Below are 13,742 nucleotides of genomic sequence, written 5' to 3' on the forward strand. Positions count from 1 at the left end.
ATGGCACAAACAAGCAGCACACCCCTGATCAAAACAAGCGGTCTGGTGAAAAAATTTGGATCCTTCACCGCGCTGAACGGTGTTGATCTGGAAATATACCCTGGCGAAGTGCATGCTTTGCTCGGGGATAACGGCGCCGGCAAATCAACGCTGATTAAAATTTTGTCGGGCGTCCATGCTCCCACAGATGGCAGCATTGAAATCGAAGGCAAACCGGTGCAGTTTAACTCGCCCCGCGACGCAAGCGATGCCGGCATCGGCACCGTGTATCAGGATCTGGCCTTGAACGCGCTGACATCGGTAACGCGGAATTTCTTTTTGGGCCGTGAAATTACCAGCTTCAACAGCTCTTTTGGACTGATGAAAATGAAAGAAATGGATCGGATCACCGCGGAAGAAATGGCGAAGATCGGTATTAATATTGCGGATCCGGATCAAGCGGTTGGCACAATGTCAGGGGGGCAGCGCCAGACATTGGCGATTGCGCGCGCCATTTATTTTGGCGCAAAAGTGCTGATCTTGGATGAGCCCACCTCAGCCTTGGGCCAAAAGCAACAAATGGAAGTTCTAAAAACCATCAAACGGGTTCAAAAACTGGGTGATATCGCGATTATTTTGATCACGCATAACGAGATACATGCGCGGTTGATCGCAGACCGCTTTACCTTTTTATCATTGGGCGAGGTGATCGGCAGTGGCTCAGCAGAAGATCTGGCTGGCGATGACATTAAGCGCTTGATGGCAGGGGGCGCCGAAATTGGCGATTTGGCCAAAGAGCTTGAAGGCGTTTAAACCGCATCACGGTTTTGAATAGAAATGAAAAACAGCCGCTCGTTTGATAAATTGAGCGGCTGTTTTTATATATGCTTTTTCCACTATAGCGTCTCAATCCATTCTGCTGACCGCTCAGATTGCAACCGTTTTGCGAAAACCTGATGCAACACCACATGGCGCAGCGTTGCGTCTGCGCAGAAAGAAATCAACGCGCGATTTAAATTTTTTCAACCGTCCGCGGCTTTGCGTTTTGGCCAAAACGCTTCTTAATTTCGCGCTTTAAACGCGCACCCTCTGCCACACATATCTTATCAGCCGTTTCTTTGCTCATAGATTTGGGCCGCGTGATCGAGGTATCCCACATGATTAAATCCAGCGCGTAAAGCTGGCACACCACAAGCCCTTCTGGCGTTTTTAATCGAATTGGGGTTGTTTCATGTTCTTTTTTATTCGCGCAACCGGTGATTGCAAACAACGCGCAGAATAAGCATAAAAATAATAAACGCATTAGAGCCTCATAAAATGAAATAGTAAAAAGTTATAAAATATACATGTAATTAACGCTTCAAAAGGCCTGGAGGCAAGGCTTATATTTCCCAGCCGTTTAAATCGTTTAACAAATAACTCTGATAAGTTTACTCTATCGGGCGCGCAGCGTTTTGGACTGGGGATCTAAAAGACCCAGCTGACAGAATAAAAATCATATAGGTTTACGTGGCTGGCGCCCTACCCATCTATACGAATAACTTTATTTGAGGGATCATAAGGGCTGTCTTCTGTCACTTCAGCGGGCCATAATTGATCAAGGATTTTTACTTGCAATTTTGTGCCCGGCACGGCCAATTCAGGACGCACATATCCCAGCCCGATTGCGCGCTCGAACGCCACGGAATAGCCCCCTGAAGTCAAACGGCCAACGCGCTCTCCTTCAGGCGTATAAACCGCCTCGCGCCCCCACGGATCTGCATCATCGGGGCCGTCAATCAACATGGTGACGCATTTTGAACGAACGCCCAGCGCTTGCATGGCATCTTTTCCATTAAACGCTTTTGTCAGGTCAACAAAGCGCGGCAGATCTGCTTCAAGCGGGGTTGCATCGCGGCCAAGCTCGTTGCCAAAAGCCCGATATGATTTTTCAAGCCGCAGCCAATTCTGTGCCCGCGCGCCCACCAATTTCATCCCATGCGCCGCGCCGGCAGCTTCCAGCAGATCGAACAAATAATTCTGCATTTCAATCGGATGGTGCAACTCCCAGCCCAATTCACCCGTATAGGCGACCCGAATCGCATTAACGGGGCACATACCCAATTCGATTTGGCGCGCGCTCAACCACGGAAAACGCTTATTTGACAAAGCGGTTTCTGGATCAGAATCTTTGATAACAGCCTTCAAAACATCGCGCGATTTTGGCCCAGCAATGGCAAAAACACCCCATTGCGTGGTCACATCCTGCACTTCGACATAGCCAAATTCTGGCGCTTTATCCGCAGCGCTTTTACGCAGAAAATCACCATCATAATCCGTCCAGGCTCCGGCTGAGACAAGGTAGAAAGCATCTTCGGCCAAACGGACAATCGTATATTCGGTGCGCGTGGTGCCAGCAGAGGTAAGCGCATAGGTTAGGTTTATACGGCCGGTTTTGGGCAGTTTATTGCAGGTAAACCAATCTAAAAACTGCGCTGCACCCGGACCTTTCACCATATGTTTGGTAAAGGCCGTGGCGTCGATCAGGCCAACCCCCTCGCGGATGGCTTTGGCTTCGGTGATGGCGGCCTGCCACCATCCACCGCGGCGAAAGCTGCGCGCGTCATGATCAAAATTATCATCCGCATCCAGGGGGCCAAAATAATTGGGGCGTTCAAATCCGTTTACGCAGCCAAACTGTGCTCCGCGCGCCTTTTGCCGATCATAAGCCGGCCCAGTGCGCAAGGGCCGGCAGGCCGGGCGCTCTTCGTCAGGATGGTGCAGAATATACACATGCTCATAGGCTTCTTCATTCTTGCGCGCGGTATAATCGGTGGTAATCCAATTGCCATAGCGCTTGGGATCAAGCGAAGCCATATCAATCTCGGCCTCTCCTTCAACCATCATTTGCGCCAAATAATACCCCGTGCCGCCGGCCGCGGTGATGCCAAAGGAAAACCCTTCCGCCAGCCACATATTTCGCAGCCCGGGCGCAGGGCCCACCAGCGGGTTTCCGTCGGGCGTGTAACAAATAGGTCCGTTGAAATCATCTTTCAATCCGACGGTTTCTGTTGAGGGGATACGGTGGATCATCGACATATATTCTTCTTCGATCCGCTCCAAATCCAAGGGAAACAGATCAGCTCTAAAACTGTCAGGCACGCCATATTCGAACCGCGCGGGCGCGTTGCGCTCATATGGGCCTAAAATCCAACCGCCGCGCTCTTCGCGCACGTACCATTTGGCATCGGCATCGCGCAACACGGGATGCTCACCATTTTCTTTACGCCATTCCACAAGCGCCGGATCCGGCTCGGTGACGATAAATTGATGCTCAACGGGGATCGCTGTGTTTTTGATGCCCAATAATTGTGCCGTGCGCTGGGCATGATTGCCGGTTGCGGTCACAACATGCTCGGCATACACAATAACCTGCTCGTCGGACGCCAGCAGATTTCCACCTTTTTCAACCATTTTACTGAGCGTGACTTTCCACTCACTTCCCGTCCATTCATAAGCATCGGCCTGCCATTTCCGTTCGATCACTACGCCGCGCTGGCGTGCGCCCTTGGCCATCGCCATGGTCACATCAGCGGGGTTAATATAACCATCCGTAGGGTGATAAATGGCGCCTTGCAAATCATCACAATGCACAAGGGGATAGCGGGATTTGATCTGCTTGGCCGACAGCCATTCATAGGGCACACCGCAACTTTCTGCAGTGGTCGCATAGACCATATATTCATCCATACGCTCTTTGGTCTGCGCCATACGCAAGTTCCCCACGATCGAAAACCCCGCATTCAAGCCAGTTTCCGCTTCCAGCGTTTTATAAAATTCTACTGAATATTGGTGAATATGGGTGGTGGCATACGACATGTTAAACAATGGCAAAAGCCCGGCTGCGTGCCAGGTAGAGCCCGATGTCAGCTCATCGCGCTCTAAAAGCATCACATCATCCCAACCGGCCCGCGCCAAATGATAGGCGATCGAGGTTCCAACGGCACCACCGCCAACGATAAGGGCTTTGACATGTGTCTTCATAATCTCACATCCACTGCTTGCTTCTGCGCCTGATATGCGCCTGCTGAAAAGAAAGGCCTTTGCCTCTCCGACAAGACAGCGCACAAAACCGACGTTTGCAATTTATGCAGCCAGAAACCTGAGATTCAAGCTGCGTTTTTAGCCGCCTACCTTTGGCCAACGCCGCGCACAGCCTGAATACGAGGATTCTTGCCCAATTTCACAATAGCCACTTTCGCGGAGCGTCAAGCGTCTCTATAACGACAGCGTAGGCGCATGGTCGCCAGCCCACATGAACATTGAGGAAAGCCAAAATATGCTTGGACTTGGAAATCTAATGGGAGTGCTCTCTCAGGATATGGCCATCGATCTGGGCACAGCAAATACGTTGGTTTATGTGAAAGGGCGCGGTATTATCCTGTCAGAGCCCTCTGTGGTTGCCTATCATGTCAAAGATGGGCTGAAAAAAGTTTTGGCCGTCGGCGAGGACGCAAAACTGATGCTGGGGCGCACCCCCGGCAGTATTGAAGCCATTCGCCCCATGCGCGAAGGCGTGATTGCCGATTTTGATGTTGCTGAAGAGATGATCAAACATTTCATTCGAAAAGTGCATCGCAGATCTACATTTTCCAAACCCAAAATAATCGTCTGCGTTCCGCATGGGGCAACACCCGTTGAAAAGCGCGCCATCCGGCAATCGGTGCTTTCGGCGGGCGCGCGCAAAGCCGGCTTGATCGCAGAGCCAATTGCGGCCGCCATTGGCGCCGGAATGCCGATCACCGATCCTACCGGCAATATGGTGGTAGATATCGGAGGGGGAACCACAGAGGTTGCGGTTCTGTCCTTGGGCGATATCGTTTACGCGCGCTCTGTGCGCGTGGGCGGCGATAGAATGGATGAGGCGATCATCTCTTACTTACGCCGCCAGCATAACTTATTGATCGGAGAAAGCACCTCCGAACGTATTAAAACATCTATCGGTACCTCGCGCATGCCAGATGACGGGCGCGGTGCCTCGATGATGATCCGCGGCCGCGACTTACTCAATGGCGTGCCGAAAGAAACCGAAATCACGCAGGCGCAGGTGGCCGAGGCCCTTTCTGAACCAGTACAACAAATTTGCGAAGCGGTGATGACAGCGCTTGAAGCAACCCCGCCCGATCTCGCTGCAGATATTGTGGATCGGGGCGTTATGTTGACCGGCGGTGGCGCGTTATTGGGCGATCTTGATTTGGCCCTGCGGGAACAAACCGGCTTGGCGGTTTCTATTGCCGATGAAAGCCTGAACTGTGTTGCGATGGGCACCGGCAAAGCGTTAGAATATGAACAGCAACTGCGCCACGCCATTGACTATGACAGCTAATAAACGCTCCAACTGACCGAGAGGTTCACTTGGCCAATGATCGAAAAAATAACCAAGATTACGCAGGATCTGTTCGGCGGATAACTCTTGTCATGCTTGTCAGCATCTTGCTGCTGTTTTTTGCGATTTGGCGCATTGATAATCCCAGAATCGAGCGTTTAAGAGCTGATGTTATCGACACGATAATACCGCATTTCGAATGGGTATTGCGACCCGCCACTTGGGCCGGGCGGGTTCTTGAAAATTTCCAAAGCTACCAAGCCTTATATCAGCAGAATCAAGAGCTGAACCGTGAATTGCAAAAAATGAAAAGCTGGAAGGAAGCCGCGCTGCAACTTGAGCAGGAAAATGCGCGCCTGCTCGATCTTAATAATTTGCGGCAAGATCCAACGCTCACGCATGTCAGCGGGATTGTCATCGCCGATAGCGGCTCGCCTTTTCGCCAATCCGTATTGTTAAATGTCGGCGCACAAGACGGCATCCGCGATGGCTGGCCCGCGATGGATGGGCTTGGTTTGGTGGGGCGTATTTCGGGTGTTGGCCAAGAAACCAGCCGGGTGATCCTGCTGACCGATAATGCCAGCCGTATCCCTGTGATTATCCAACCTTCGGGACAACGCGCTTTTGTGTCGGGCGATAACTCAAACGCTCCGCTTATAGATTTTCTGGAAGATGCCGATGCGGTGCGGCCCGGCGATAGAATATCTACCTCCGGCGATAGCGGTGTTTTACCAGCCGGTTTGTTGATCGGGCAACTCGCGCTGGATCCGAACAACCGCTTGCGGGTGCGGCTATCCGCGGATTACGAACGCCTTGAGTTCTTGCGGGTTTTACGCACCAGCGCGCCGCCCAGTATTTCGGGCACGGGCGACTTGCTGGTGCCCGATGCGCCTGCATCGACTCAAAATGTTAAGGCACTTCAAGATGGCTGAAACACCCGCTGCCCAAATCTGGACCTATCGCGGCCTTTTAGCCACGCTTGCCTTTGGTCTTATGCTGTTTGAGCTTTTGCCCTTCATGACCGCCGATGATAGCTGGTTAATGCCGAATATAACCCTTGCCTTGCTCTGTGCTTGGGCGGTTCGACGCCCCGAATTCACGCCCCCTTTGTTGATTGCAGGGGTGATCCTGTTGGAAGACCTGTTATTACAGCGTCCCCCCGGGCTTTTGGCAGCGCTGAGCCTGCTGGCACTTGAATGGCTTAAACAGCGCAGCGCACGCCCAGAAAGTTTTTCACTGGCGCTTGAATATCTCAGCGTGACGGGCTTGGTTATTTCGATCGCGCTGGCAAACCGCCTTATCTTGGCGTTGGTCTTAACCCCGCAACCCGCCGTTGCGCTTGCGCTTTCAGAAATCTTGACGACGCTTTTATTTTATCCAGTTGCTGTGGCGTTCAGCCATTTTCTGATGGGTGTGCGTAAACCACATCCAAGAGATGGGAAACAGGCCCAAGGAGCCCGTCTATGAAACGCCCCGTCTCAACACCCAAGCATAGCTTGAACCGGCGCAGCCTTGTGGTTGGCGCCCTGCAGCTGGGATTTGCCGGGGCGCTGGCCGCGCGTCTGCGCCATTTGCAAATCACCCAAGCCGATCAATATCGCCTATTGGCCGAGGAAAATAGAATTAACATCCGCCTGATTGCCCCAGAGCGCGGCGAAATTTACGACCGCAACGGCGTGTTCCTAGCGCGCAACGAACAAAGCTATCGCATCACATTGGTGAAAGAAGACGCCGGCGACGTACGTAAATTACTGGTGCAATTGGCGCAGCTTATCACGCTCAGCGCAGAAGATATAGAACGTAGCGTGTTAGAAACACAGCGCAGCGCGCCCTTTCTACCTGTCACGATCATTGATCGCGTCAGCTGGGAAGGCATTGCCAAAGTGGCCATAAATGCCCCATCTTTGCCCGGCATCACACCAGAGGTTGGGCTGTCGAGGCATTATCCTTTAGGTCCGAATTTTGCTCATATCGTGGGGTATGTTGGGCCGGTAAGTGACCGCGACCTTAATCGCTCTGAAGATCCAGACCCGCTGTTGCGCATCCCACGCTTTCAAATCGGAAAAGTGGGCGTTGAAGCCAAATATGAAGAAGATTTACGCGGGCGGGCGGGCGCCAAACATGTTGAGGTGAACGCGCAAGGGCGCGTGATGCGCGAGCTAGAACGCCGCGAGGGTAATTCTGGACGTAATTTACAGATCACCGTTGATGCAGGGTTGCAGAATTATGTCCAGGCGCGGCTGGGTGAAGAAAGCGCCTCAGCTGTCGTTATGGATTGTAACTCAGGCGATATTTTGGCGATTGCCTCTTCGCCAAGCTACGATCCCAACAAATTTGTCCGTGGGATCTCTTTTGATGATTATGGCGTGTTGCGCGACAATGACCATCGCCCTTTGGCCTCTAAAACCGTGCAAGATGCGTATCCGCCCGGCTCAACCTTTAAAATGGTCACCGCGCTTGCCGGTTTGGAAGATGGTATTTTAGATCCCAATGCGCGCGTATTTTGCCCCGGCCATCTGGATGTTTCAAATCGGAAATTTCACTGCTGGAAAACAGGGGGGCACGGGCAAGTCAATTTAGAACAATCCTTGCGCGAAAGCTGTGATGTCTTTTATTATGATCTTGCGCTTAAACTGGGAATCGAAAAAATTTCTGCGATGGCAACAAAGCTGGGTATTGGCGTCAAACACAATATCCCAATGTCGGCCGAAACCACGGGCCTCAGCCCTAATAAAGATTGGAAATTGATAAATCGGGGCTCCGAGTGGGTGATCGGGGATACGGTCAACGCATCAATTGGCCAAGGCTTTGTGCTCAGTTCTCCACTACAATTGGCGGTGATGACCGCGCGCATTGCAAGCGGTAAGAATATTCAGGCGCGCTTGATAAAAGCCCAAGCCGGTGCAACGATCACCGATCCAAAACCCGGATCTTTGGGTCTGAATGAAAACAATCTGCGGTTTCTGCGCCGCGCAATGTATGAGGTGAGCAATAATCGGCGTGGAACGGCATATGGGTCACGGATTATCGAGCAGTCAATGCGCATGGCCGGTAAAACCGGAACCAGCCAAGTGCGGAACATTACTGAAAGCGAACGGCGCCGTGGCGTGTCCAAAAATGAAGAGCTTGAATGGAACAAGCGCGACCATGCCTTATTTGTGAATTTTGCACCGTTTGATGCGCCGAAAATCGCCGTAGCCGTGGTGGTGGAACATGGTGGAAGCGGATCTGCAACAGCCGCGCCATTGGCGCGCGATATCACGCTACAAGCGCTTTACGGCGATCAACCACCGCTTTCTGCTTATCCAACCAAAGATCGCGATAAGATCAAAAAGCAACAAGCAGATCTGCGCAAAACCCTTCCGCGGTTAGAGCGGTTTCAGAGGGGCCGTGTATGAGTTATCTTGAATACCGCGTTCGCTCAGTGCCCACTGGGATGCGCAAAATCCTATATTTAAACTGGCCCCTGACAATTTTAATCATTAGCGCCGCTGGCTTTGGCTTTTTGATGCTCTATTCGGTCGCAGGCGGATCTCTGCGGCCTTGGGCAGAGCCCCAAATGAAACGCTTTGCACTTGGTTTTTTCATCATGCTTGTGATCGCGATGACCCCGATCTGGGCTTGGCGCAACCTGTCTTTCGTGGGATATGCACTTTCCCTTATCTTGTTGCTTTTGGTGGAATTATTTGGCGTTAAGGGTATGGGCGCCCAACGCTGGATTGATCTAGGCTTTATGCGTTTGCAACCCTCAGAGCTTGCAAAAATCACATTGGTCATGGCCTTGGCCGGCTATTATGACATGCTTCCTAGGGCGCGTATGTCTCGCCCGATTTGGGTGATTTTACCGGTGGCTCTTATCCTGCTGCCCACATTGATCGTATTGCGCCAACCGGATCTGGGGACCGCCTTGCTTTTGCTAATATCGGGCGGCGCTGTCATGTATCTGGCCGGGGTGCATTGGGGCTATTTCTTATCGGTTATTGCCGCAGGGGTGGGGTTGGTAACGGCCGTTTTTCAAAGCCGTGGCAAAGCCTGGCAAATTTTGGAAGATTATCAATATAGGCGTATCGACACGTTTTTAGACCCCGCCAGCGATCCTTTGGGCGCCGGCTATCACATCACTCAATCCAAAATCGCGCTGGGCTCTGGCGCATGGACGGGCCGCGGTTTTATGCAGGGCACCCAATCTCAATTAAACTTCCTGCCTGAAAAACATACAGATTTTATTTTCACAACGCTCGCCGAAGAATTTGGCTTTATCGGCGGCCTATCGCTTCTGGCCATGTATGTGGCTATATTAATGATCTGTTTGATTGCCGCTTTGCGCAGCATTGATCGGTTTTCTAGCTTGCTGATCCAAGGCATCTCTGTGACATTTTTTCTGTTTTTTGCCGTTAATATGTCGATGGTGATGGGCATGGCACCGGTGGTGGGCGTGCCCCTACCTCTGGTAAGCTATGGTGGCTCTGCAATGCTGGTTTTATTGGTAGGGTTTGGGCTAATTCAATCTGCACATGTGCATCGACCAAGGGAAAAATTATGACCACACAGATCCTCTTTAAAGGTGGCCCAAACAGTTGGCAAGACTATGAAGTCCCCCTCAGCAACGCGCTTCAGAAAACAGGGCTGGAGTATCATCTGGCTGAGGATATTTCCCCCGAGCAGGTAGATTATATCGTTTACGCGCCAAGCAGCGGATTGAGCGACTTTAAGCCCTACACGCGCTGCAAAGCCGTGCTGTGCTTATGGGCAGGGGTGGAAACCATCATTGGTAATAAAAGCCTGACGATGCCGCTGACCAGAATGGTCGATAGCGGCATGACCCAAGGCATGGTCGAATGGGTGACAGGGCATGTGCTGCGCCATCATTTGGGAACAGATGCGCATGTGCTTGGTCAAGATGGTCTCTGGCGCAGCGCCATACCACCTTTGGCCAAGGATCGCACAGTTACTATTTTAGGCCTTGGCGCTTTGGGCGCCGCCTGCGCAACCACGCTGGCGGGGTTGGGGTTTTCGGTTCGCGGATGGAGTCGGAGACCAAAAACCATTGAGAATATCGCAACCTTTCATGGCAGCGATGGGTTTAACCAAGCGCTACAAGAAACCGAAATAACCGTATTGCTATTGCCCTCTACGCCAGAAACGGCAAACATATTAGATGCAGATGCCTTTTCAAAAATGGCCCCGGGCGCGGTTGTTATCAACCCCGGTCGCGGCCCCTTGATCGAAGATGATGCGCTTTTACAGGCGCTTCACTCAGGCCAGTTGGGCCATGCCACTTTGGATGTATTTCGCGAAGAGCCTTTGCCGGTAACGCATCAGTTTTGGGCCCATCCCAAGATCACGGTCACGCCCCATATTGCCTCAGCCACGCGCATTGAAACCGCATGCACCGTCATCGTTGAAAACATCCAGCGCGGCGAGGCCAGCCTGCCCTTCTTGCATCTGGCCGATGCAGCAGCTGGCTATTAGCCAATCCGCGCAGCAATGCGTTCAGAACAAACCCAACCGACACGCTTCATTCGGCGGCAACAGAGCTGTCTTCTGCTTTTTCAACGCGCACGGCGCTAAATTTGAATTCCGGAATTTTGCCAAAAGGATCTACCGCGGGATTGGTCAGAATATTGGCGGCCGCTTCCACATAGGCAAAGGGTAAAAACACCATATCCTCGGCCACAGCACGATCTGCGCGCGCCATGATCACCAAACTTCCCCGTTTGGTGCTCAGCCGCACCATCCCCCCCGGCGCAACCTGCATCTTTCGCAGGGTTTTGGGATGCATAGAGCAATTGGCCTCGGGCTCAACCGCATCCAGCACTTTTGCCCGCCGGGTCATCGAACCGGTATGCCAATGCTCCAATTGCCGCCCTGTGGTCAAAATCATTGGATACTCAGCATCGGGCACATCATCCGGGGCAATGACATGCGCAGGAGTGAAGCGGGCACGCCCATCCGCGCGCGGAAACCCATCACCAAACACGATGCTTTGGCCCGGATCCTCTGGGCTTAACGAGGGGTATGTGACGGCATTTTCTGACGCCAGCCGATCCCATGTAATATTATTCAGTGAGCCCATATTCAGCTTCATTTCAGCAAAAACCTCTTTGGGGCTGGTATAGCTCCAATCCAGCCCAAGACGTTTTGCCAATTCGGTTTCAATCCACCAATCTTCCTTCGCCTCACCCGGGGGCGGCACTGCAGGGCGCCCCATCTGCACTTGCCGGTTGGTGTTGGTCACGGTTCCTGCTTTTTCCGCAAACGCGCTGGCAGGCAAAATGACATCGGCATAATTCGCGGTCTCGGTCAGGAAAATATCCTGCACGACCAAATGCGACAGTTTGGCCAATGCATGACGAGCATGTTCGACATCCGGGTCAGACATTGCGGGGTTTTCCCCCAAAATATACATGCCATGAATATCCCCATCATGAACCGCATCCATAATTTCTGTCACGGTAAGGCCTTTTTCTGCCGAAAAATCATCCGAGTTCCAAACAGAGGTGAATGCGCTGCGCACGCCATCATTCGTGACGGTTTGATAATCGGGTAGAAACATTGGGATCAAGCCGGCATCCGAAGCGCCTTGTACATTATTCTGGCCGCGCAAAGGATGCAAACCCGAGCCGGGCCGCCCAACTTGGCCCGTCATCAGCGCCAGGGAAATCAAACAGCGGCTGTTATCCGTACCATGGATATGCTGCGACACGCCCATACCCCAGAAAATCATACCCGCCTTTGCACCGGCAAAGCAACGCGCCACAGCGCGCAAAGTCTCCGCGTCAATGCCACAAATGCCCTCCATTTTTTCGGGGCTGAAATCTTTCAAATGGGCTTTTTCCGCCTCCCAATTCTCGGTATAGGCTTCGATATATTGCTGGTCGTAAAGCTCTTCTTCAACGATCACATGCATGATCGCATTCAGCATCGACACATCTGCACCGGGCCTAAATTGCAGCATATGCGTTGCAAAACGCTTCAAAGCCTGCCCGCGAGGATCCATTACAATAAGCTTGCCGCCACGTTTGGTAAATTGTTTGAAATATGTGGCGGCAACGGGATGGTTTTCAATCGGGTTGGCGCCAATCACAATCGCCACATCGGCATTTTCAATTTCGTTAAACGTCGCCGTAACCGCGCCCGATCCAACATTTTCCAAAAGCGCCGAAACCGAAGAGGCATGGCACAGCCGCGTGCAGTGATCAACATTGTTATGGCCAAAGCCCTGACGGATCATTTTTTGGAACAAATACGCCTCTTCATTGGTGCATTTGGCGCTGCCAAACCCGGCCACGGCCCGCCCACCATGCTCAGATCGTAGGTTGAGCAAACCAGAAGCCGCCGCGTCTAGCGCCTCATCCCAACTGGCTTCGCGGAACACCTCCTGCCAATCATCAGGGCTCACATTCAAACCTTTTGCAGGGGCATCATCACGGCGAATTAGCGGTTTGCTCAGACGGTGGTTATGATGGATATAATCAAATCCGAAGCGGCCCTTGACGCAAAGGCGCCCCTCATTGGCCGGCCCATTTATCCCTTCAACAAACTTCACTTTATCGTTTTTAACCTTCAAGCTGATCTGACAGCCAACACCGCAAAAGGGGCATATGCTGTCCACCTCCCGGTCATAATCTTGGCTATCGCCGGTTTGATCCTCATCAAGCACAGTGGCCGGCATTAAGGCGCCAGTGGGGCAGGCTTGCACGCATTCGCCGCAAGCAACGCAAGTGCTTTCACCCATCGGATCGGCAAAATCAAACGTGGGATAACTGTCATGGCCGCGCCCGGCCATACCAATCACATCGTTCACTTGCACTTCGCGGCAGGCGCGCACGCATAACCCGCATTGAATGCACGCATCCAGGTTCACCCGCATCGCCAGATGACTGTCATCCAATAAAGGAACCCGCTCAGGCTCCAACGCGGGCAGCCGGCTGTCTTGCACCGCATGCAGATCGGCCATATCCCATAAATGGCTTGATTTATCACGGGCCTCTTCCCGGGCGGGTTGATCGGCAAGCAGCATTTCAACAACCATTTTCTGCGCAGAACTGGCGCGCTGAGAATTCGTTGTCACCACCATTCCTTCTTGCGGCTCGCGGATACAAGAGGCCGCCAAGGTGCGCTCTCCTTCGATTTCCACCATGCAGGCGCGACAATTGCCATCCGGCCGATAGCCAGGTGCAGGTTTGTGGCACAAATGCGGGATCACCAATCCTTGGCCATTGGCCACTTCCCAAATAGTCATACCCGGCGCCGCGGAAACCGGCTGCCCGTCAAGCGTAAATCGAATGGTGTCAGACATGAGATGCCTCCTTAATCTGCTATCTTTCTACACCATAGCCACCGTAAAAAGAGAGCGCCAATCCCGACACTGGGGCATGATTTTGCGCCAAGCCTG

General features: G+C 52.5%; 10 protein-coding genes. 7 read left to right on the forward strand and 3 right to left on the reverse strand.

All coding sequences use genetic code 11. The features are described 5' to 3' along the window. Positions 1-792 (forward strand): ATP-binding cassette domain-containing protein, encoded by a 792-nt coding sequence (locus UM181_03545; protein ID WQC63700.1) that lies wholly within the window; start codon positions 1-3, stop codon positions 790-792. Positions 793-991: 199 nt separating this feature from the next. Here the strand turns inward: UM181_03545 and UM181_03550 are convergent, their stop codons facing one another. Beyond that, on the reverse strand, positions 992-1,282 hold the full coding sequence (locus tag UM181_03550; protein WQC63701.1) for a hypothetical protein: 291 nt from the start codon (positions 1,280-1,282) through the stop codon (positions 992-994). Between the two features lie 218 nt (positions 1,283-1,500). Next, positions 1,501-4,002: an FAD-dependent oxidoreductase gene (locus UM181_03555; GenBank protein WQC63702.1), complete on the reverse strand. Its 2,502-nt coding sequence runs from the start codon at positions 4,000-4,002 to the stop codon at positions 1,501-1,503. A 295-nt stretch (positions 4,003-4,297) separates the two neighbouring features. Between UM181_03555 and UM181_03560 the strand changes: the two genes are divergently transcribed. Genes UM181_03560 through UM181_03585 form a run of 6 tightly spaced genes read left to right on the forward strand, consistent with a single transcriptional unit; the run spans position 4,298 to position 10,816 of the window. Continuing rightward, positions 4,298-5,344, forward strand: coding sequence for a rod shape-determining protein (locus tag UM181_03560; GenBank protein ID WQC64691.1), 1,047 nt, complete (start codon positions 4,298-4,300; stop codon positions 5,342-5,344). A 29-nt stretch (positions 5,345-5,373) separates the two neighbouring features. Further along, positions 5,374-6,276, forward strand: coding sequence for a rod shape-determining protein MreC (gene mreC / locus UM181_03565; GenBank protein ID WQC63703.1), 903 nt, complete (start codon positions 5,374-5,376; stop codon positions 6,274-6,276). Continuing rightward, positions 6,269-6,811 carry a rod shape-determining protein MreD gene (locus tag UM181_03570; protein WQC63704.1) on the forward strand — a complete coding sequence of 181 codons (543 nt, stop codon included), beginning with the start codon at positions 6,269-6,271 and terminating at the stop codon, positions 6,809-6,811. The genes mreC and UM181_03570 overlap by 8 nt, the downstream gene beginning before the upstream one ends. Beyond that, complete coding sequence (gene mrdA / locus UM181_03575; GenBank protein ID WQC63705.1) at positions 6,808-8,742, forward strand: penicillin-binding protein 2; 1,935 nt, start codon at positions 6,808-6,810, stop codon at positions 8,740-8,742. The genes UM181_03570 and mrdA overlap by 4 nt, the downstream gene beginning before the upstream one ends. After that, on the forward strand, positions 8,739-9,887 hold the full coding sequence (gene rodA, locus UM181_03580; protein WQC63706.1) for a rod shape-determining protein RodA: 1,149 nt from the start codon (positions 8,739-8,741) through the stop codon (positions 9,885-9,887). The genes mrdA and rodA overlap by 4 nt, the downstream gene beginning before the upstream one ends. Further along, on the forward strand, positions 9,884-10,816 hold the full coding sequence (locus tag UM181_03585) for a glyoxylate/hydroxypyruvate reductase A (protein ID WQC63707.1): 933 nt from the start codon (positions 9,884-9,886) through the stop codon (positions 10,814-10,816). Before rodA ends, UM181_03585 begins: the two co-directional genes overlap by 4 nt. A 46-nt stretch (positions 10,817-10,862) precedes the next feature. Here the strand turns inward: UM181_03585 and fdhF are convergent, their stop codons facing one another. After that, entirely contained in the window at positions 10,863-13,646 is a 2,784-nt protein-coding gene (gene fdhF / locus UM181_03590) for a formate dehydrogenase subunit alpha (GenBank protein ID WQC63708.1), read from the reverse strand. Between the last annotated feature and the right edge of the window lie 96 nt (positions 13,647-13,742).

Source organism: Alphaproteobacteria bacterium US3C007 (assembly GCA_034423775.1).
In the GTDB taxonomy this organism is placed as follows: domain Bacteria; phylum Pseudomonadota; class Alphaproteobacteria; order Rhodobacterales; family Rhodobacteraceae; genus Thalassovivens; species Thalassovivens spotae.

Coding starts and splice junctions, on each gene's coding strand:
- UM181_03545 (WQC63700.1), top strand. CDS start 1: ATGGCACAAACAAGCAGCACACCCCTGATCAAAACAAGCGGTCTGGTG.
- UM181_03550 (WQC63701.1), bottom strand. CDS start 1,282: ATGCGTTTATTATTTTTATGCTTATTCTGCGCGTTGTTTGCAATCACC.
- UM181_03555 (WQC63702.1), bottom strand. CDS start 4,002: ATGAAGACACATGTCAAAGCCCTTATCGTTGGCGGTGGTGCCGTTGGA.
- UM181_03560 (WQC64691.1), top strand. CDS start 4,298: ATGCTTGGACTTGGAAATCTAATGGGAGTGCTCTCTCAGGATATGGCC.
- UM181_03570 (WQC63704.1), top strand. CDS start 6,269: ATGGCTGAAACACCCGCTGCCCAAATCTGGACCTATCGCGGCCTTTTA.
- mrdA (WQC63705.1), top strand. CDS start 6,808: ATGAAACGCCCCGTCTCAACACCCAAGCATAGCTTGAACCGGCGCAGC.
- rodA (WQC63706.1), top strand. CDS start 8,739: ATGAGTTATCTTGAATACCGCGTTCGCTCAGTGCCCACTGGGATGCGC.
- UM181_03585 (WQC63707.1), top strand. CDS start 9,884: ATGACCACACAGATCCTCTTTAAAGGTGGCCCAAACAGTTGGCAAGAC.
- fdhF (WQC63708.1), bottom strand. CDS start 13,646: ATGTCTGACACCATTCGATTTACGCTTGACGGGCAGCCGGTTTCCGCG.